The 19,841-nt window shown below is 65.9% G+C and carries 22 protein-coding genes; 8 read left to right on the top strand and 14 right to left on the bottom strand.

Annotated elements, in window-relative coordinates; all coding sequences use genetic code 11:
* Positions 1-53 precede the first annotated feature (53 nt).
* From U5822_RS12880 to U5822_RS12855, 6 genes are read left to right on the top strand one after another with little or no spacing between them, the layout of a single operon-like run.
* Positions 54-1,016 (top strand): AAA family ATPase, encoded by a 963-nt coding sequence (locus tag U5822_RS12880; RefSeq protein ID WP_322856022.1) that lies wholly within the window; start codon positions 54-56, stop codon positions 1,014-1,016.
* Between the two features lie 34 nt (positions 1,017-1,050).
* A complete protein-coding gene (locus tag U5822_RS12875) occupies positions 1,051-1,995 on the top strand; it encodes a DUF58 domain-containing protein (protein WP_322856021.1) in 945 nt (314 codons plus the stop codon).
* Positions 1,992-2,462: a DUF4381 domain-containing protein gene (locus U5822_RS12870; RefSeq protein WP_322856020.1), complete on the top strand. Its 471-nt coding sequence runs from the start codon at positions 1,992-1,994 to the stop codon at positions 2,460-2,462. The genes U5822_RS12875 and U5822_RS12870 overlap by 4 nt, the downstream gene beginning before the upstream one ends.
* On the top strand, positions 2,456-3,475 hold the full coding sequence (locus U5822_RS12865; RefSeq protein ID WP_322856019.1) for a vWA domain-containing protein: 1,020 nt from the start codon (positions 2,456-2,458) through the stop codon (positions 3,473-3,475). Before U5822_RS12870 ends, U5822_RS12865 begins: the two co-directional genes overlap by 7 nt.
* Entirely contained in the window at positions 3,468-5,258 is a 1,791-nt protein-coding gene (locus U5822_RS12860) for a VWA domain-containing protein (protein WP_322856018.1), read from the top strand. Before U5822_RS12865 ends, U5822_RS12860 begins: the two co-directional genes overlap by 8 nt.
* Entirely contained in the window at positions 5,252-6,973 is a 1,722-nt protein-coding gene (locus U5822_RS12855; protein WP_322856017.1) for a BatD family protein, read from the top strand. Before U5822_RS12860 ends, U5822_RS12855 begins: the two co-directional genes overlap by 7 nt.
* 36 nt (positions 6,974-7,009) lie before the next feature.
* Here the strand turns inward: U5822_RS12855 and ccmI are convergent, their stop codons facing one another.
* The 9 genes from ccmI to ccmA are packed head-to-tail and all read right to left on the bottom strand — an operon-like array spanning position 7,010 to position 14,232.
* Complete coding sequence (gene ccmI / locus U5822_RS12850) at positions 7,010-8,272, bottom strand: c-type cytochrome biogenesis protein CcmI (protein WP_322856016.1); 1,263 nt, start codon at positions 8,270-8,272, stop codon at positions 7,010-7,012.
* Positions 8,273-8,320: 48 nt separating this feature from the next.
* A complete protein-coding gene (locus U5822_RS12845; RefSeq protein ID WP_322856015.1) occupies positions 8,321-8,803 on the bottom strand; it encodes a cytochrome c-type biogenesis protein in 483 nt (160 codons plus the stop codon).
* Complete coding sequence (locus U5822_RS12840; protein ID WP_322856014.1) at positions 8,803-9,339, bottom strand: DsbE family thiol:disulfide interchange protein; 537 nt, start codon at positions 9,337-9,339, stop codon at positions 8,803-8,805. Before U5822_RS12840 ends, U5822_RS12845 begins: the two co-directional genes overlap by 1 nt.
* Positions 9,336-11,336, bottom strand: a complete 2,001-nt coding sequence (locus U5822_RS12835; RefSeq protein ID WP_322856013.1) for a heme lyase CcmF/NrfE family subunit — start codon at positions 11,334-11,336, stop codon at positions 9,336-9,338. Before U5822_RS12835 ends, U5822_RS12840 begins: the two co-directional genes overlap by 4 nt.
* A 40-nt stretch (positions 11,337-11,376) precedes the next feature.
* Positions 11,377-11,847, bottom strand: coding sequence for a cytochrome c maturation protein CcmE (gene ccmE / locus U5822_RS12830; RefSeq protein WP_322856012.1), 471 nt, complete (start codon positions 11,845-11,847; stop codon positions 11,377-11,379).
* A gap of 14 nt (positions 11,848-11,861) precedes the next feature.
* The gene (gene ccmD, locus U5822_RS12825; protein WP_322856011.1) at positions 11,862-12,098 is read right to left on the bottom strand and encodes a heme exporter protein CcmD; all 237 of its coding nucleotides are present in this window, start codon (positions 12,096-12,098) and stop codon (positions 11,862-11,864) included.
* Positions 12,098-12,844, bottom strand: coding sequence for a heme ABC transporter permease CcmC (gene ccmC / locus U5822_RS12820; RefSeq protein ID WP_322856010.1), 747 nt, complete (start codon positions 12,842-12,844; stop codon positions 12,098-12,100). The genes ccmD and ccmC overlap by 1 nt, the downstream gene beginning before the upstream one ends.
* A 33-nt stretch (positions 12,845-12,877) precedes the next feature.
* Entirely contained in the window at positions 12,878-13,540 is a 663-nt protein-coding gene (gene ccmB / locus U5822_RS12815; RefSeq protein WP_322856929.1) for a heme exporter protein CcmB, read from the bottom strand.
* Positions 13,541-13,599: 59 nt separating this feature from the next.
* A complete protein-coding gene (gene ccmA / locus U5822_RS12810; RefSeq protein ID WP_322856009.1) occupies positions 13,600-14,232 on the bottom strand; it encodes a cytochrome c biogenesis heme-transporting ATPase CcmA in 633 nt (210 codons plus the stop codon).
* 264 nt (positions 14,233-14,496) lie between these two features.
* Between ccmA and fliK the strand changes: the two genes are divergently transcribed.
* Both fliK and U5822_RS12800 read left to right on the top strand, forming a co-directional pair.
* Positions 14,497-15,858 (top strand): flagellar hook-length control protein FliK, encoded by a 1,362-nt coding sequence (gene fliK, locus U5822_RS12805; RefSeq protein WP_322856008.1) that lies wholly within the window; start codon positions 14,497-14,499, stop codon positions 15,856-15,858.
* A complete protein-coding gene (locus tag U5822_RS12800; protein ID WP_322856007.1) occupies positions 15,855-16,178 on the top strand; it encodes an EscU/YscU/HrcU family type III secretion system export apparatus switch protein in 324 nt (107 codons plus the stop codon). Before fliK ends, U5822_RS12800 begins: the two co-directional genes overlap by 4 nt.
* 13 nt (positions 16,179-16,191) lie before the next feature.
* Here the strand turns inward: U5822_RS12800 and U5822_RS12795 are convergent, their stop codons facing one another.
* The 5 genes from U5822_RS12795 to motD all read right to left on the bottom strand — a co-directional run bounded on the left by U5822_RS12795 (position 16,192) and on the right by motD (position 19,841).
* Positions 16,192-16,584 carry a DUF2802 domain-containing protein gene (locus U5822_RS12795; RefSeq protein WP_322856006.1) on the bottom strand — a complete coding sequence of 131 codons (393 nt, stop codon included), beginning with the start codon at positions 16,582-16,584 and terminating at the stop codon, positions 16,192-16,194.
* Between the two features lie 67 nt (positions 16,585-16,651).
* Positions 16,652-17,140 carry a chemotaxis protein CheW gene (locus tag U5822_RS12790; RefSeq protein ID WP_322856005.1) on the bottom strand — a complete coding sequence of 163 codons (489 nt, stop codon included), beginning with the start codon at positions 17,138-17,140 and terminating at the stop codon, positions 16,652-16,654.
* A gap of 134 nt (positions 17,141-17,274) precedes the next feature.
* On the bottom strand, positions 17,275-18,063 hold the full coding sequence (locus U5822_RS12785; RefSeq protein WP_322856004.1) for a chemotaxis protein CheW: 789 nt from the start codon (positions 18,061-18,063) through the stop codon (positions 17,275-17,277).
* Position 18,064: 1 nt separating this feature from the next.
* Entirely contained in the window at positions 18,065-18,853 is a 789-nt protein-coding gene (locus U5822_RS12780; protein WP_322856003.1) for a ParA family protein, read from the bottom strand.
* 205 nt (positions 18,854-19,058) lie between these two features.
* Positions 19,059-19,841 (bottom strand): flagellar motor protein MotD, encoded by a 783-nt coding sequence (motD, locus tag U5822_RS12775; RefSeq protein ID WP_322856002.1) that lies wholly within the window; start codon positions 19,839-19,841, stop codon positions 19,059-19,061.

Raw genomic sequence — 19,841 nt, 5'->3', positions numbered from 1 at the left:
ACAAAAAGCGCCGTTTGATGAACCAAAAAAATACGTGGGAGCAGTCACTTCCAATGTCGCTACAGCATACGTTCGGCGAACTTCGGTCGCAGTTGGCAAAAAGGATAATCGGGCAGGAAAAACTGGTAGACCGCCTTCTCATTGCTCTGCTCGCCGATGGCCATTTGCTGGTCGAAGGGGCTCCCGGCCTGGCCAAGACTACGGCGATCAAGGCCCTCGCCGATCACCTCGACGGCGATTTTCATCGCATCCAGTTCACCCCGGATCTGCTGCCCTCGGACGTCACCGGCAGTGAGATCTACCGGGCCGAAACCGGGCAGTTCGAATTTCAGCGCGGGCCGATCTTTCACAACCTGGTGCTGGCCGACGAGATCAACCGGGCGCCGGCTAAGGTCCAGTCCGCGCTGCTGGAAGCCATGGGCGAACGCCAGGTCAGTGTCGGCCTGCGCACCTTCCCGCTCGACCGCCTGTTCATGGTGATGGCGACCCAGAACCCGATTGAGCAGGAAGGCACCTACCCATTGCCGGAAGCCCAGCTCGACCGTTTCCTGATGCACGTGGTGATTCATTACCCCTCCGCCAGCGCGGAGAAAGCCATCCTGCACCTGGCCCGCAACGACTACCGCCAGGGCCTGCCGGCCGCCGACGTCAAACTGACCGCCGACCAGGTGTTCCAGGCCAGGAACGAAGTCGCCGACATCTACATGGCCGAGCCGGTGGAGCAATACCTGCTGGCCCTGGTGCTGGCCAGCCGCGATGCCGCCAGCCTGGACCCGGAACTGGCGCGCTGGACCGCCTTCGGCGCCAGCCCACGGGGCACCATTGCCCTGGACCGCTGCGCCCGCGCCCTGGCCTGGCTCGATGGCCGTGACTACGTCACCCCGGACGACGTCCGGGCAATGGCCTTCGACGTGCTCCGACACCGGATCCTGCTGACCTTCGAAGCCGAGGCCGAGGGCATGACCGCGGACACCGTCATCCAGCGCCTGATTGACCGGGTTCCGGTCAGCGCCTGATGACCGCCAGCGAACGGACAGACTGACCGCGACCATGGCCACGATCGACGCGCTCACCCACATCGGTCTGCCCGACCTGATCCGCCTGCAGGCGGATGCCAGGGCCCTGAAACTGCCCTCGGCTCGCCAGGTTCGTACCCGCCAGGCCGGACTCCAACGCTCACCCCAGCGGGGCCGCGGCATGGCCTTTGCCGAGGTGCGCCAATACCAGCCCGGCGACGACATCCGCAGCATCGACTGGCGCGTCACCGCCCGGCGCCAGGCACCGCACACCAAACTGTACGAGGAAGAACGGGAGCGCCCGGTGCTACTGCTGTGCGACCTCGGCCAGACCCTGTTCTTCGCCAGCGCCGGCGCCTACAAGCAGGTCCGCGCCGCCCAGGTGGCGGGGCTGCTGGCCTGGCTTGCGCTCTGGGCCGGCGACCAGGTCGGCGGCATCGTGTTCAACGATCGGGAGCTGAGCGTGCTGCGTCCGGCCCGCCGCAAGAAATCCGTGCTGCGTCTGCTAGACACCCTGGCCGACCAGCAGCGCCAGCCCGGCCAGAACACCGATCAGGCCACGGCCGCAAGTCCGGTCCACGGGCTGGACCAGGCCCTGGCGGAAGCGCGCCGGGTGGCGCACACCGGCAGCCGGATTTTCGTGATCAGCGATTTTTTCGGCATCTCCGAGGACACCGGCACCCTGCTCGGGGCCCTGGCCCGGCACAACTCCGTGAGTGCCCTGCGCATTGTCGATCCGCTGGAACTGACCTTGCCCGACCATGGCCGGTTCGCGGTGGCCGGGCCTGAAGGGCCGGTCTGGTTCGATGCCGGCAACACCCGTTTCCAGGCCGCCTGGCGCGAAAAAGTCGACGCCCACGAGGCACGCCTAGAGCATTGCTTCCGCACCTCAGGCGTAGCCTCGGCCCGACTGTTCACCGGCGACGACCCGGCGGTCGCGCTGAAACCACTGCTGGGCCCGGGAGGGCGGATCGGATGAATCCCCAGGATCCGCTCAGCCAGCTGAAAGACATCCATCTGCCCACCGCCGGGGGATTCTGGCCGCCGGCACCCGGCTGGTGGCTGCTGACCCTGTTGGCCCTGCTGCTGATTGTGGCGCTGGTCTGGCTGGTCCACCGGCGCGTCAAGAGCAACCGCTGGCTGAAGCAGGCCCGGGCCGAGTTGTCGGAACTGGACCGTCAGGCCCGTCCGGATCCGGCCTGGTTCGCCCAGTTGAACACCTTGCTGAAACGGGCGGCCCGGCAGCGCTATCCGGAGCGGCACCCGGAAAGCCTGTCCGGTGATGCCTGGATCGATTTCCTGCTGGAGACTGCACCTGGCCAGCGCATCGCCTCACGGCCGGTGGTCGAGGCCATGGTGCACAGCGCCTGGCAGCCCAACCTCGAGGCCGATCCAAAACAGGCAACCCGCTTCGCCCAGTACTGGCTGGGAGGACCGACATGCTGACCCTGGCCTACCCCTGGCTCTTGCTGCTTGTTCTGGCCCCGCTGCTGCTGCAGTGGCGCCGGCCGGTGGGTCACACCGTGGACGCCCCGGTGCTGCCCGTGGGCCACTGGCTGTCGGATCTGCCCGGCGTCAGCCGTCGGGGTAATGCCACGCCACTCTGGCGCAAACTGCTGTTGCTGCTGGCCTGGTTACTGCTGGTGTTGGCCCTGGCCCGGCCCCAGCACGTAGGCGAGCAGATCCAGTTGCCGGTCTCGGGCCGGGACCTGATGCTGGTGGTGGACATTTCCCCGAGCATGGACGAGCAGGACATGGTCATTCAGGGCCGCAGCATCAACCGGCTGCAGGCGGTGAAAGTGGTGCTCGATGATTTCATCACCCGGCGCCAGGGCGATCGGCTTGGCCTGATCCTGTTCGGTACCGAACCCTACGTGCAGGTGCCACTGACCTTCGATCTGGCCACGGTGCGCACCCTGATGCGCGAGTCCGGGCTGGGCATGGCCGGTCGCGCCACCGCCATCGGCGACGCCGTCGGCCTGGCCATCAAGCGCCTGCGGGACCGGCCCCAGGAACAGCGGGTGGTGGTGCTGCTGACCGACGGCGCCAACACCGCCGGCGAGATTACCCCGGACAAGGCCACGGAAATCGCTGAGGCCGCCGGGGTGCGCCTGTACACCATCGGCATCGGTGCCGAATCCATGGTGCAGCGCGGTTTCCTGGGCTCGCGCCGGGTGAACCCGTCCCGGGACCTGGACGAGGCCCTGCTGACCCGCATGGCCGAGCAGACCGGCGGTCAGTACTTCCGGGCCCGCAGCCTGCCGGAACTGGAACTGATCTACGAGACCATCAACCAGCTGGAGGCCATCGAGCTGGAGGGCAAGTTCTATCGCCCGGTGACCGAACTCTTTGCCTGGCCCGCGGGTCTGGCGGCCCTGCTCTGGCTGGCGCAATTGTTGGTGCGAGAACTGGTGCCGCGGCTCCGCCCGGCCCCGAGCGAAGGGGACGCCCATGGCTGAATTTCATTTCCTGCGTCCATTCTGGCTGTTGCTGCTGCTCAGCCTGCCGCTGATCTATGTCGGGCTCCGGCACCTGCGCCTGGGCGACAGCGGTTGGGCCCGGATCATCCCGGCCCGGTTGCTTTCGCCCCTGGTGCGCCATGACGGCGCCACCACCCAGCGCCAGCGCTCACCCGTACTACCGGTGACCCTGGCCATTACCGCCCTGACCATCGCCCTGGCCGGCCCGGCGTGGCGGGAAGCGCCCACGCCCCTGAAACAGCCCGGGGACAGCCTGGTGATCGTGCTCGACCTGTCCCTGTCGATGCTGGCCGCGGATGTCCAGCCGGACCGGCTGACCCTGGCCAAGCGGAAAATCCGCGACATCCTCGACGCCCGCCAGGGCAGCCTGAACGGCCTGATCGTGTACGCCGCCGATGCCCATGTGGTGGCGCCCCTGACCGACGACAACAAGACCATCGAGGGCATGCTCGACGTGCTCGAGCCGGTGATCATGCCGGCGCCCGGCAACCGCGCCGACCTGGCGGTTGCCCGGGCCCGCAATCTGCTGACCCAGGGTGCACCCGGCCAGGGCCGGATCCTGCTGATTTCCGACGAGGTACCCGAGCGCTACCACGCCAGCATCCGTGACAGTCTCGCCAGCACCGGTCTGGCGCTCAGCACCCTGGTGGTCGGCACCGAACAGGGCGGCCCCATTCCCTTGGCCAAACGGGGCTTTATCCGCGAGAACGATGAGATCGTGATCACCCGGGCCGAACCCCAGGCCCTGGCCCGCCTGGCCCGGGACAACGGCGGCGAGAGCCGACGCCTGACCCTGGACGACACCGACATTCGCGCCCTCGGCCTGGAGCCGGTCGACTCGGATCAGTGGCAGGACAACGAGGATGGCGCCACCGTCAACCGCTGGCAGGACGACGGCTACTGGCTGCTCTGGCTGGCACTGCCGCTGCTGCTCCTGGGCTGGCGCCGGGGTGGTTTTGCCGTGCTGGCGCTCAGCACCCTGCCGCTGGTACCCCAGCCGGCCCAGGCTCTGGACTGGGGCGCGCTCTGGCAACGGGAAGACCAGCGGGCTCCGGAGCTGATTGCCGAGGACCCGGCTGCCGCGGCCCGCCGCCTGGAAGATCCGGAATGGCGAGGTGCGGCCCAGTACCGCGCCGGTCAGTTCGAGCAGGCCGCCAAGGCCTTTGCCGAGGTACCCGGCGCCCGGGCCGACTACAACCGGGCCAATGCCCTGGCGCGCGCCGGCGAGCTGGAACAGGCCCTGAGCGCCTACGATGAGGCGCTGGACCAGGACCCCACCCTGGAAGATGCCCGGCACAACCAGAAGCTGGTCGAGCAGCTGCTGCAGCAACAGCAGCAGCAAAACCAGCAACAGGATGCTCAGTCCGAAGACTCCGGCGACAACCAGAACGAGAACTCCGGCCAGTCCAGCGACCGTCAAAACGGGGATCAGCAATCCCAGAACTCGCAGCAGCCCGGCGAGCCCTCGGATCCGTCCTCAGACGCTGCCGATTCCCGTAACAATCCAGACCAGAACCCGGACTCGGAGCCGGCCGACAGTAAAGAGCAGCAGGCCCAACCCCAGTCCGGCTCAGCCGAGGACCAGCAAACCCGCGGTCAGGCCGAGGCACCGGCCCAGATCTCCGAACAGCCATTGTCCCAGGGCCAGGAACAGTGGCTGCGCCGGGTTCCCGATAACCCCGGCGGCCTGTTGAAGCGCAAGTTCCTGCAACAGTACCAGGAGCGTCAGACACCATCCGATGAGGGCGATACACCATGGTAAAGCGGCTGATTTCCTTCGCCACCCTGCTTGTTCTGTTGGGCCTGGGCGCCATGGTCCAGGCCGGGGAGCTCAAGGTGGAGCCGGACCGCAAGCGCCTGTACGAGGGCGAAGTCGTAACGGTCACGGTCACCGGCTCCATGAAGCTGGATATCAATCTGAGCAACCTGTTCAACTTCGATCTGTCGAACCTGCCCTCCCCGGACATCGAGAAGGTGGAGCCGGACTTCGAGGTGCTGGCCCAGAATCAGCGTTACAGCATTCGCACCGTCAATTCCGAGATGGTGGGTGTCATCACCTGGACCTACCAACTGGCACCGAAACGCAATGGTCAATTGACCATCCCGGCGCTGAGCTTCCAGGACTCCACCTCGGAGCCGGTCACCATTGAGGTGGTCAGCGGCTCGCCGCCGGATGAGGAGGTGGCGGCTACCCGGGACAGCTTCATCGAACTTTCCGCCGACAAGGCCGAGCTGTACGTGCAGGAACAGCTGACCCTGACCATCCGGCTGTTTTTCAGTGGCAACCTGGTGCGCGGGGAACTGTCGGAGCCGAGCCACCCGGACGCCATCATTGAGCCCCTGGGCAAGCAGCGGGAGTTCAGCCGCTATCGGGACGGGGTGCGGTTCCGGGTGGTGGAACGCCGCTACGCCCTGTTCCCCCAGAAGCCGGGTGAACTGACCCTGGCCCCGATCCAATTCGAGGGTCAGGCCCGGGACGCCAGTGGCCAGCTGATCTTCCTGCGGGACAGCGAGCAACTGTACCCAGTGCCGGTGAACGACGTGCCCGCCAGCTTTACCGGGGATACCTGGCTACCCGCCACGTCCCTGAGCCTGGAAGAAGCAGGCCTGCCCCCCAGCATGCAGGTCGAGACCGGCGAAAACCTGACCCGGAAACTGCATCTCAAGGCCATCGGCCTGCCGGCGGAAGCCCTGCCCCCGCTGCCGGACGCCACGCCGCAGGGGCTGCGCAGCTACCCCGAGCCCCCGGAACGCAACACCGAGGTAACCCCGGAGGGTCTGACGTCAACCCTGAGCCAGACCAGCGCCCTGGTGCCGGTGCAAGCCGGCGCGCTGACCCTGCCGGAAATCCGCATTCCCTGGTGGGACACTGATGCGGACCAGGAGCGGGTCGCGGTCATTCCCGCCCGCACCCTGCAGGTCGGCACCAGCGCCGGCCAGGCCGCGCAACCGCCGACCACCGACGCGGATGATACCGGTGCGCCCGAAGCACCGACACCGGCGCTGGCCGACACCGACCCGGCCGGGTTCTGGCCGTGGCTCAGCCTGGCGCTGGCCGTACTCTGGCTGGGCACCCTGGGCCTGTGGTGGCGGTCGAGACGAGCAAAACGGGAAGTGGGCAGTCAGGCGTCGGCGCCGGACCACAATGAGGCACAGGCGTTCGACGCCCTGATTGGCGCCGCCCGGCAAGGGTCTCCGGCCACCACGACGTTGCTGGTGCGGTGGCTGAACCGGCGCTTCGGTTGCCACTGTGACACCGCCACCGACGCCCTGGCCTGGCTGGGTGATGACACGCTGAGTGCGGAAATCCGGCGCTTGCAGGCGTACCTGTTTGCGCCCGAGGGGGCCTCGGGCCAGGCGTGGGATGGGCGGCCGCTGGCCAAGGCACTGGATCGGCTGCGGCGCGGGCACAAGGCCGCGGCTCCGGCCCGAGATGAGGCCTTGCCGCCGCTCTACCCCGACCGCCTGTCGGTGTAACCGTCATGGCAGGTGACCGGGGCTGGGGTTCGATGCTCAGTCGGTGAGCTGTTGATCGATCACCAGTTCGACCGGCTCGCCGGTGGCCGGGCCGACATCGGCCGGCGCGTCCAGACTGCCCTGCCAATCCCCGGGCTGGGCGATGGCATTGCCGGAGCGGCTCAACCGGGCGGTAACCATGACCCGGTCGACGGCGGAGATCTTGGCGTCAGGTGACATGGCCTGGCTGTCGTCCAGGCGTACTTCCGCGGGCAAGTCAGCGGCGGTCAAACGGGTAATGGCCAGCGGCGGGCCACCGGCCCCGTCCTGGCGCCGGGCGAACACGAACAGCACGGTGTCATCCGCGACCTGATCCTGAAAAGCGTCGGCAATGGACACCCGGACGGTCACGCCCGGACCACTGGGCGCGGCACTCGCCATCGCCGGCGGCTCCTCACCCAGGCGAACGTAGGCTTCACGAATACCATCCTGGATCGACGCCAGCTGCGGGTGATCCGGCGCCACCGTCACAATGCGCTCCCAATACCCAATGGCGTTCCGGTACTCCTGCTGGCTGAAAGCGTGAATACCCAGCAGCCCCAGGGCGTTGACCTCGTCCGGATTGAGCGCTCGGGCGTCTTCGATGGCCTGGGTCACGGTGTCGGTCATGGCCCCCTGACTCTGGAAAAACAGCGCCTGGGCAGCCAGGCCCAGAGCCACGGCCCGGGCCCTTTCGTCCGGGGCGTAATTGGCCAGGCGCCGGAACGCTTGGGCGGCGTCGCCATACTGCTCCAGGCGCATGTAGCTCTGGCCAAGCATAGCCCAGCCATCGGGATTGTCCGGGCTGGCTTCCAGCCGCTCCCGCAGCTGGCGGGTCAGGTCCTGCATCTGGCTCTGGCGGGCCTGGTCGGTCTCGCCGATCTGCTGCATGGCCAGGAACTGCTCCACCTGGTCCATGGCGCCCCACTCCTGGTACAGCACATAGGTGGCCGCCGGGAACAGCAGAATGGCAATCAGTCCGACGGCAATCGCGGTTTTCCGGCCGCTGGGCACCGGCTTAACCAGCGCCTCATCCTGGACATCGTCCAGCATGGCCCCAGCCAGCTCTTCCTTCAGCTGCCGGTAATTCTCGTCGTCCAGCAAGCCGGCCTGGTACTCCGAATCCAGCTCTTTCATCCGGCTGCGGTAGGCCATCAGGTTCTGGTTACGGAGATCGGCGCGTTCCCGGGCGCCGGCACTGTGAAACAGCACCGGATAGAGCACGAACGCCAGGGCAAGAACGATGAGGACCGTGGCGGCAATCCAGAAGGTTTCAGTCATGGGATAGGGTCACAGAGTCAGTCATGGGTGCAGCAGAGAAACACTGGTTCAGGCGTTGGAATCCCGATCATCCTCTGCAAGGATTTTCGCGGCCCGGGCCTGCTCCTTGGCGTTGAGCGCTGGTTCAGGCTCGGTCTGGCGACGCCGGGCCCTCAGGACCACGCCGGCGACCACCAGCAAGCCGCCGAGGACAGCGATGGCCGGGGTGGCCCAGAGCAGGATGGTGCGTTTCTCGACCTGGGGTTTGTACAGGATGAACTCACCGAAGCGGGCAACCAGGGCATCGACGATCTCGTCGTTACTGGCACCGGCCCGCATGCGCCGGTACACCTCGGCGCGCATGTCCTTGGAGATGGGCGCGTTGGAATCGGCAATGTTCTGGTTCTGGCACTTGGGGCAGCGCAACTCCACGATCAGATCCTGGAACCGCTGCTCCTGCTCGGCGGTGTCGAACTCATAGACATTGGCAACCTCGGCCTGGGCCAACGGGCTCAGGAGCACCAGCAACAGGACAGACAGCATGCGAACCATCAGCCTTGCTCCCGAACCTGGTTGATCACCGGCAGCAGGGTGTCCTGCCAGACCTTCTTGTTGACCACACCCACGTGCCGGTAACGGACCACGCCCTGGGCGTCGATCACGAAGGTCTCGGGCGCCCCGTACACTCCCAGGTCAAAGCCGAGTCGGCCCTGGGGATCGTAGATGTTGGTGCTGTAGGGGTCGCCCAGGCGGTCGAGCCAGACCAGCGCGTCGTCCCGGTTGTCCTTGTAGTTCAGGCCAACGATGGACACACCCTGCTCCCGGGCCAGCCACATCAGGTCGTCGTGTTCGTCCCGGCAAGCCGGGCACCAGGTCCCCCAGACGTTCAGCAGCTGCACCTGCCCCTGGAACAGGGAGGCGTCCAGTTGCTGGCCCGGGTTGTCCAGGTCTTCCAGGCTGAAGGCCGGCACCGGCTGCCCGACCAGCGCGGAATCCAGTTTGGTGGGGTCCTTGCCGATGCCGGCAAACAGCACCATGCCCAGGACCACGGCGACAACCAGAGGGAGGAACAGAAAAAACCGTTTCACGAGACCACTCCTGCAGACTCTCCCGAGCCAGTGACGGGACTGGCAGTCTTGGCCGTGGCCCGACTGCGTTCACGAATTCGATAGCGGCGGTCGGCAATGGCCAGGAAACCACCGGCGGCCATGAACACCGAACCCAGCCACAACCAGCGCACCAGGGGCTTGTACTGCAGCCGGATGGCCCAGGCGTTGTCGGTGATGCGCTCACCGATCGCCACGAAGATATCCCGGAACAGCCCGGCATCGATGTCCGCCTCGGTCATCACGCTCATGCCCACCGGGTACTGGCGTTTTTCCGGGTAGAGTTCGGCGATGATCTCGCCGTCCCGGATGACGTCGAAACGGCCGTACTGGGCGGTAAAGTTGGCGCCCTGGCGCTCGCCGATTTCCCGGAACGCGAACTGGTAGTTACCCACGCTGGCGACGTCGCCCGGTTCCATGCGCACGTCCCGCTCGATGCCGTAGTTGGACACGATGGTGGCGCCCGCCATGGTGATGGCCAGGCCCAGGTGCCCCAGCACCATGCCGTAGTAGCTGCGGGACTGGCGCTTGAGTCCGTGCAGCCGGCCCTTGCGGGAGGAGGACTTGTCCCACAGGTCCCACAGGGTGGCCACGGTCACCCAGAGGGCGGCAAAGACCCCGACGAAGGCCCAGAGGCTGAAACCGCCGTACCCGACCAGGATGGCCGCCGTGCCCACCAGGCTCACGGCCAGGGGCCAGAGCAGCTTGCGGCCGAGCCAGCCACCGTCGGTTTTCTTCCAGCGGGAGAAGATGCCCGCGCCCAGCAACAGGCCGGTGGCGACGGCCAGGGGACTGAAGGTCAGGTTGAAGAACGGCTCGCCGATGGACAGCTTGCCCATCTCCAGGTAATCGAGCACCAGCGGGTACAGGGTACCGACCGCGACCAGCACGGTGGCCGACACCAGCAGCACGTTGTTGAGCAACAGGAATATTTCCCGGGACAGGGTGCCGTAGCGGGCCCGTACGTGCACCACCGGTGCCCGCACCGCGTACAGGGTCAGGCTCGCAATCACGGTGATGGCCAGCAGGCCGAGCAGGAACACACCCCGCTCAGGATCCGAGGCGAAGGCGTGGACCGAGGTCAGCACCCCGGAGCGCACCAGGAAGGTACCCAGCAGGCTCAGGGAGAAAGTGACGATGGCCAGCAGTACGGTCCAGCTCTTGAACACGCCGCGCTTCTCGGTGACCGCCAGCGAGTGCATCAGCGCGGTGCCGGACAGCCAGGGCAGGAGCGAGGCGTTCTCGACCGGGTCCCAGAACCACCAGCCGCCCCAGCCCAGTTCGTAATAGGCCCACCAGCTACCCAGGGCGATACCCAGGGACAGGAAGGCCCAGGCGACGGTGGTCCAGGGCCGGGACCAGCGGGCCCAGGCCGCATCCAGGCGCCCGTTCATCAGGGCCGCGATGGCAAAGGCAAACGCCACCGAGAAGCCGACATAGCCCATGTACAGCATCGGTGGGTGCACGATCAGACCGAAATCCTGCAGCAGCGGGTTCAGGTCGGCACCGTCGGCCGGCACGTTCGGCAGCAGGCGGTCGAACGGATTGGAGGTAATGATGATGAACAGCAGGAAGCCCACGGTCACCATGCCCAGCACCGACAGGACCTGGGAAATCATCACCGCCGGCAGGCGCCGGCTGAAAATCGCAACGGCCAGGGTCCAGCCCGCCAGCATCAGGATCCAGAGCAGCAGCGAGCCCTCGTGCCCGCCCCAGACGGCGCTGAACTTGTAGTACCAGGGCAGCATGCTGTTGCTGTTGTTGGCGACGTAGGCCACGGAGAAGTCGTCGGTCAGGAAGGCCTGGGTCAGCAGCGCAAAGGCCAGCGCTACGAAGACAAACAGACCGGAAGCCAGGGGTCTGGCAAACGCCTGCAGGTTGTCACGCCCGGCGATGGAACCCACCAGGGGCACAACGGAAAGGAGCACTGCCAGCAGGAGCGAGAGAATCAGTGCGAGCTGTCCGAGTTCCGGATACATCTAAGCCCTCCAGCCATTATCGGCTGTTCATCAAGTTAAATCAGTAAGCGGTGGTTTCATCGGCCTGGTCGGCGGCGCGCTGGCGCTGCTCGGCTTTGGCCAGCGCGTCGGCCACCTCCGGAGGCATGTAGTTCTCGTCGTGCTTGGCCAGCACCTGGTCGGCGACAAAGCGGCCCTCACCGTTCAGCCGGCCCATGGCCACCACGCCCTGCCCTTCGGCAAACAGGTCCGGCAGGATGCCCTCGTACACCACCGGCACCGAGGCGCTGAAATCGGTGACCCGGAATTCGACCTTCAGGCTGTCCGGGTCGCGCAGGACCGAGCCTTCCTCCACCATGCCACCGGCACGGATGCGCACGTCCACCGGCGCCTCACCGGCGGAGATCTGGCTGGGGTCGTAGAACAGGTTGATGTTCTGGCGCAGCGCGTAAGTGGTCAGGCCCACGGCAATGGCCAGGCCAACAAGCAGAAAGAGGACGATGGTCAGCCGTTTTTTTCGGATCGGGTGCATGGGTTACCTGCTGGTCAATCTTGGGAAACGTTTACGCGCGCGAACGTCGCCGGGGCCTGCTTGGCCGGTGCCCGGGCGCTGTCGTCGAGGGAATCATACAGCCGCTGGCAGGATTGGATCACCGCCCGGCGCTTGCGCAGCGAGCCGACCATCAACCCGCCAAGCAGCAGGAAAAAGGCGCCATAACAGGTCCAGACATAGGGACCGTGCCCTTCCATCTGGATAAACGCGGCCAAGGAATCGAACGCCATCAGTGTCTCCCCTTCGCGGTGACATGGTCACGGACCCAGCGGGTGCGCTGTTCACGGACCAGGATTTCGGTCTGCATGCGTAGGCAGGCGAGCCAGCCGAACAACAGGTACAGCCCCAATACCGACAGCAGCAGGGGCACCCACATTTCCGCCGGCATGGACGGCTTTTCCGTGAGTTTGAAGGTCGCCGGCTGATGCAAGGTATTCCACCATTCCACCGAGTATTTGATGATAGGGATATTTACGACCCCAACCAGCACCAAGACCGCCACAGCGCGGGCGGCGGACTTTTCATCATTGATGGCCCGATCCAGCGCGATCACACCGCCATACAGGAACAGCAGGATCAGCATGGAGGTCAGCCGGGCGTCCCAGATCCACCAGGTGCCCCAGGTGGGTTTGCCCCAGACCGCACCGGTGAACAGGGCCAGGAAGGTCAGCACCAGACCGACCGGTGCCACCGACCGAACGAACACATCCGCCAGTTTCATGCGCCAGACCAGGGTCACCACGGCGGCCACCGCCATCATGATGTAGACCGACTGGGCCAGGAACGCGGAGGGCACGTGGATGAAGATGATGCGGTAACTGTTGCCCTGCAGGTAATCCTTGGGCGCGAACGCCAGGCCCCAGACCAGCCCCGACAGCAGCAGGATTGCGCCGGCGGCCAGCAGCCAGGGCATCAATCGGGTCGCAATCCCGAAGAACCATTTGGGTGACCCCAGTTTATGAAAAATCTGCCACATCAGAAGGATACCCTACACATCATCGACTAAGTCCTAACTGTTCGACAGGCTGATTCGGAGCGCTGCCGCGGCCGCAAAGGGCGCCAGGGTTGTGGCCAGGACCAGGAAGGCTCCCAGCAGCGCCAGGTAACCGGCGACCGGTGCGCCTTCGGCGGCGGCCGCCACGGTGCCGGTGCCAAAGATCAGGACCGGAATGTACAGCGGGATGATCAGCAGAGACAAGAGCACCCCTGCCGACCGCAATCCCAGGGTCAACGCCGCCCCGATGGAGCCGATCAGACTCAACACCGGCGTGCCAATCAGCAGCGTTAGACACAAAACCGCAATAGAGTTCCCGTCCAGGTGCACCATGACCCCCAGCACCGGCGCCAGCAGCACCAGCGGCAATCCAGTCAGGACCCAGTGCGCCAGGGTCTTGGCGAGCACCAGCAGGAACAGCGGATGAGGCTGCATCACCAACTGCTCAAGGGTGCCGTCGTCAAAGTCGTGCCGGAACAGATGATCCAGGGACAGCAAGACCGACAGCAACGCCGCTACCCAGAGAATACCGGCCCCGGCTTCACGCAGAAATGCTACTTCCGGGCTGACTCCGAGGGGGAACAGCGTCACCACCATGATGAAAAACAGCAGCGGATTGAGCAGATCCTGGCGCTGGCGGAACGCCACCTTCATGTCCCGGGCGAACACCGCCCGCATGGCAACACCGGTACCGACGGCGGCGTCCTGGGACTTGATCAATGGACGGGTGTCAGCGTTCACGGGCCGGCTCCCTCACCCAGGCAGATGCGGTGCATACCCGGCAGTTGCAAGTCGTGGTGGGTGGTGACGACCACTGCCCCGCCCTCGTCGGCACGTTGTTGCAGCAAGGCTTCCATGGCCTGGACTCCGTCGGCGTCGATGGCGGTGAAGACTTCATCCAGCAGCCACAGGGGCTCGTCGGCGATCAGCAGGCGCGCCAGGGCCACCCGGCGCTGCTGCCCGGCCGACAGCTTGCGACAGGGCACGTCCTGGAAGCCGTCGAGGCCGGTCCCGGCCAGGGCCTGGCGCAGCACCCGGTCCGACACCGGGCGCCGGGCCGCCTCGAGGGCGCGCAGATTCTCCACCGGGGTCAACAAGCCTTTGATACCCGGGCGGTGCCCCAGGTACAGGGTGTTGCGCAGGAATTCCTCACGCTGATGCCGGCGCAGCTGGCCCCGCCACCGCACGTCCCCGGCCCAGGCGTCGTTGAGGCCGGCAAGTATCCGCAGCAGCGTGGTTTTTCCGGTACCGTTGGCGCCCTCGACACGGGTGACCGTACCCGGCAGTATGGAAAACGAGAGATCGCGGAACAGCATCCGCTCATCGCGTTCACACTGGAGATTGACGGCCTGTAGTAACGGCTCAGACATCGGGGCCCCGTAGCCAGGACGATGCGCGCGGTTGCAGCATCGGGTGTATTCAAGACAGAGTCGGCGGACTTGGGCGTTATTCACGGCACCACCCGCCGGCGCGGCGTATTATAACGAAAGCGTTTACGGATTACTCTGGTCGGCCCCCAATTCGATGGCCGGCCGCGGATCGTGCCACTGACCCGCCGCCAACCGGCGGGTGATAGGTGGGTGTAATGGGTGATATGCAGGTGACGTGGGTGATATGCAGGTGACGTGGGTGATATGAAAGTACCTAGCGGCCAACAGCCGCCACCAGCCTCTGGGCCAGTGCCCCAGTCGGGCCCGCGTGCGACCGGGGCCGGGCCGGCACCGACCGGGCCGACGGACAAGATGCCGCCGTCCGCACGCCTGCAGCTGGACGCCCTGCAGCTGGCCAACCGCCAGACCACCCTGGCCCGGGTGGCCGAAGTGATCACCCGGCAAGGTCAGGCAACCACTGAACTCCTGTTGGACGTTCGGGGCAATAGCCTGAAGGTGGAGGCCGCCATCGGCAACACCCGGCTCGAGCCCGGCGACTGGGTCAAGATCATGCGGGCCAATAACGAACTGCAGCTGCTGGGCAAACTGGCGCCGGCGGCGGAGGCCGGGATTGCCAAGGCCCTGGCGCAGCACCTGCCGTGGCAACAGAACCTGGGCGCGGGCCTGACCAAACTGCTCGCCAGCCTGAGCCAGGGCCTGGCACCGGACCTGACCCCGGGCCAGCTGCCCTCGTCCCGAACCAGCCAACCACTGCCGGACGCCGCCCGCCAGGCGCTCCAGCAGGTGCTCACCAGGATGCCCGCCAGCACCGCGCTGACCCCGGGCAGCGGCGGCCAGGACCAGCCTGTGCAGCAGGTCAAACAATGGATCGCAGAAAGCGGGCTGTTTGCCGAAGCCCGCCTGGCCCAGACACCGTCCAATACCCTGCCGGACCTGAAACTGGCCCTGGGCCGGGTGGTCACGGCGCTGCTGGCGCAACAAGGCCAGGGGCCGGAGCAATTCAACCGGATCACGCCCCTGGCCAGCCCGGACCTGGTGCAGGCCCCCCTGCAGTTTCCGCAACCGCCCAGTCCAACGCCCGCGGCGTCTACCGGCGAGCCGCCCACCGTGGGCCAGATGCTGCGACTGCTGGCGGGCATGCTCAATCGCATTACGGTGAACCAGTTGCACAGCCAGGTGCTGGCCGCCCGGCCCGGCGGCGAAGGCCCGGCACCCACCTCGTCGCTGCTGCTGGAGCTGCCCTGGGTGACTCCGCAAAACGAACCCCGGGTGGCCCAACTGAGACTGGAACAATACCCCGAACGGGGTCAGAGCGGGTCCGACCAACCCAAGGCCGCGGCCAGTGAATGGCGGCTAAGCCTGGCCATGGATCTGGATGACGCCGGTCCCCTGCACTTCGACGTGGCCCTGCGTCAGCAAACCGTCAGCGCCCTGGTGTGGGCGGAAAAACAAAGCACCCTGCGCCAGGTGCATCAGGAACTGCCGTTGCTGCGACAAAGCCTGGCTGACCTGGGACTGGAAGTGACGGACCTGGATTGCCGGCGTGGCAGTCCCCAGGGTACGGTCACCCGACTGGAGCACCGACTGGTGGATACGCGCGCATGACCGAACAGACGTCCCAGCCAACGACCAACGCGGCGGTGGCCCTGAAATACGATGGTGACAAGGCACCGACCATCACTGCGACCGGCACCCATGAACTGGCGGAAGAGATCGTCCGGATTGCCCGGGAGCATGAGGTACCGCTGTACGAGAACGCCGAGCTGGCCAGCCTATTGGCGCGGCTGTCACTGAACGAGGAGATTCCCGAGAGTCTGTATCGGGTGATTGCAGAGATTCTGGCGTTTGCGTTCCACATCCGCGGACGCACGCCCGAAGACGCGCGCCCGGGTGGCGGCGAGTCCAGGCCCTCCGCCGCGGATTGAACGACCTGGCGCCTCAGGCCGCCTGACGACGCTTGAGCGCGGAAACCAGTTCGGCCTCGGGACGGGAAATGCCGCAGGTGTTCATCAAATCGTCGATGTCGGCGCCCAGATCGACCAGACGGGAGGCCTCGTCGTAGGAGATTCGCAGCGGGTCGTTCTGGCGCATCTCATCCAGGGTGGTCCGCAGTTCGTGCAGCTGACGCTCGCAGGCGACCAGACGCTGGCCGACACCGACACTGCCACTGGTGGTGGCGTGCAGCTCGCGCCCCAGGGTGTCGCACCGGTCCTTGAGCGAGGCTTTCAACTGGCGAATTTGGCGGCCTTGGGCAACGCCCTGAATCACCAGCAGCGCCAGGGCACCGGCGGTCAGGGCCCAGGGAAGGTAGGAAGGAATTTCTGCAAACATGACGGACGTCTCCCGTTGGTTAACCCGAAAGGCGTCCATCTCTGGCGCTGCGGCCCGGAGTTTCGGGTTACAGCGCGGCGATTTCCGCCCATTCGCTTTCTGACAGCATCTTGTCGAACTCAACCAGGATGATCAGCTCGCCATCCTTGTTGCACACGCCCTGGATAAACTTGGCACTTTCCTCGTTACCCACGTTCGGCGCGGTTTCGATTTCACTGGACTTCAGGTACACCACCTCGGCCACCGAATCCACCAGAATGCCCATGACCTGGTTTTCGGATTCCATCACCACGATGCGGGTGGCGTCGGTGACTTCCGCATCCGCCAGACCAAAGCGGCGACGGGTGTCGATGACCGTGACCACGTTGCCCCGCAGGTTGATGATGCCGAGCACGTAATCCGGCGCTCCGGGCACCGGCGCAATCTCGGTGTATCTCAACACTTCCTGGATCTGCATGACGTCCAGACCGTAGGTCTCGTCATCCAGCCGGAAAGTCACATACTGCAGTACCTGATCGTCCTGGACCTGATTGTGCTGTCCGCTCGGGGATGCCATAGCGCTGTTTCTCCTCTGCGGCTGCCCGGCGGGCAACCTGATCGTCAAAAAATCATCATCAGTGCCCAATACTAGTAGTAAGGGCATAAACCGTGCCAGTGTGGCTCGGTTTCAATCCGTAACTGGTTTTGGCCTCAGCTGAGGTCCAGATGGTGCTCCCGTTCCGCCCGCACCAGCAGGTCAGCCATGGTGCGTACGTCAATGAGGGCGCACATGTGATCGATTACGGTACCCGCCAGCCAGGGCCGCTTGCTGCGCGCGGTGCGCCAGCGCACTTCGTCGGGCCGCAGGGTAAAGGACTGGGCGACGTCGTCGCAGGCCAGGCCCCACTCGCTGTTGTCCAGCCGGATCACAAACCGGTAGTTGTCGCGGGCGTTGTCCGGCACCCGGCCGGCCATGATCCACTCGGCGGTGTCCACCACCCGCAGATTCTGGTCCCGATCCGGGCGAATGCCCATGTACCAGCGTGGGCTGCCGGGAATCGGCCGGATTTCGCTGTCGTCTTCGACCCGGTGGATGGCGCCCAACAGGATCAGCGGCACCGCCAGTTGCAGTCCGGCCACGGTGAAGATCAGGCATTCGAACGGGGCGCCGGACCAGTCCGGCCGGCCATCGGGCTGGACCGGTTCGGATTCCGGCTCCGGCTGTGCCACAACCTGGGGCTCCGGCACCTCGGTCCTGGCAACCGGGGCTTCAGCTACGGGCGCCTCTGCGACCGGGGCCTCGGCCACCACCGGTTTGGTTTCCACTGGCGCCTCCACCGGCGCGGGCTCGACCTTGACCTCCGTCCGGGTCGGGGCCGGCTCGGGTTCCGACCGCTCCTCCTGGAGCGCGGTGTCGGTCGCCGTGTGCAGCAGGTCGTCCAGGTAGCTGGCAATGGCGCTGGCCGGGTCCGCCAGCCTTGTCAATTTTTCGTCGGCCATGCTAGCGCTCCTTCACCGACCCGGTGCGGGCCAGCAGATCGTCCAGCAGGTGCGTGTAGGCGCGCACGCCGTGGGTGTCGGTATCCACGGCCGAAGGCACCACACCGGCCTGACTGGCGTCGCGGAATTTGGTGTCGACCGGAACCGCGTAGCGCCACAGGGTGTCGGGATAGGTTTTGCGCAGCAGGTTGAGACTCTTGACCGAGGCCTGGGTACGGCGGTCGTAGAGGGTGGGCACAATGGTGTACGGCAGCTCGTTGCGCTGGGAGCGCATGATCATTTGCAGGGTGTGTAGCATGCGCTCGAGCCCCTTGATCGCGAGAAACTCGGTCTGCACCGGAATCACCAGGTGCTGGGCCGCCGCCAGGGCGTTGACCATCAACACCCCCAGCGACGGGGTGTTGTCCAGAATCACGTAGTCGAAGTCGTCCCACAACTGGGCCAGGGCCCGGGAAATGATCAGCCCCATGCCCTCGACACCCACCATCCGACGCTCCAGCGTGGCCAGGGCGGCACTGGCCGGCAGCAGGGACACGCCCCGGCAACTGGTTTCGGTGATCAGTTGTGCGGGCAAGCCCTCCGGCACCTTGCCCTGGTGCTGGAACAGATCGAACACGCTGTGGGCGATGGTGTCCGGGTCGTACCCGAACCAGCTGGTGAGCGAGCCGTGGGGATCCAGATCCACCACCAGCACACGTTTACCGCGCCCAGCCAGCAGACCGGCCAGGGTCACCACGGACGTGGTTTTGCCCACACCACCTTTTTGATTGGCTACCGCCCAGATTCGCACGCTTGTTTCTCCAGAGAACAGATCTTGGCCGCGGGGCCCGGGCCCGCTGCTTTCCGGTTTATCGGCCACCCGTACCGTAACTTGAACCCGCCCGGGGCCCAATCGGCAGGAAAACGGCAACCGCTTGCCGGGGTTGTTTGATTACCAGGGAGTAATACAGGAACCGTGCCAGCCCAGCCATACGCACCTGCCACCTGCCCTCGCCTCAGCGCATGGCGCCACGCACGCTGGCGTCACGGGAAATCAGCAGCACCACCCTACGGTTACGACGGCGGCCCTCGTCGGTGTCGTTGCGGGCCACCGGCTGGAACCGGCCGTAACCGACCGCGGCCAAGCGTTCCGGTTCCACGCCTTCCATGGTCAGCATGCGCACCACGGCCGCCGCCCGGGCCGACGACAGTTCCCAGTTGGACGGGAACCGGCTGGTGCTGATGGGCTGGTTGTCGGTAAAGCCCTCGACCTTGACCGCGTTGTCCCGGTCACGCAGCACGCTGGCGATTTTCCGGATGACGTCGAACGCGTCGTAGTGAGGCTCGGCGTCGCCGCTGCTGAACAGCAGGCTGTTGGGCAGATTGAGGGCGAGCCAGCGATCGTTGGTTTCCAGGGTGACCACGCCCCGGTTGATCAGGTCGTCAAACTCCAGGGCCAGCTGGTCGGCCATGGCCCGCAGCGCCTCTGAGCGCGACTCGGCATCCTGCTGGGGGCCGCTGGGGGCTTCCGCCACCGGCGGCGGGATGACGTCGTCCGAGGGGGCCGCCACCGCCGGCTCCGGCTGCTCCCCGACCTCGATGGGATTGATCGAACGCTGGGGCGCATTGAACACCCCGGTCAGGGTTTCGGACAGGACCTTGTATTTGCCCTGGTTGACCGAGGACACCGAGTACATGACCACAAAAAACGCGAACAGCAGGGTAATGAAGTCCGCGTAGGAGATCAGCCAGCGCTCCTTGTTGTGGAGGTCCTCTTGGGATTGTCTACGGCGCCGCAT

The organism is Marinobacter qingdaonensis (genome assembly GCF_034555935.1).
In the GTDB taxonomy this organism is placed as follows: domain Bacteria; phylum Pseudomonadota; class Gammaproteobacteria; order Pseudomonadales; family Oleiphilaceae; genus Marinobacter; species Marinobacter qingdaonensis.
This window is presented reverse-complemented; position numbering and strand designations above follow the sequence as displayed.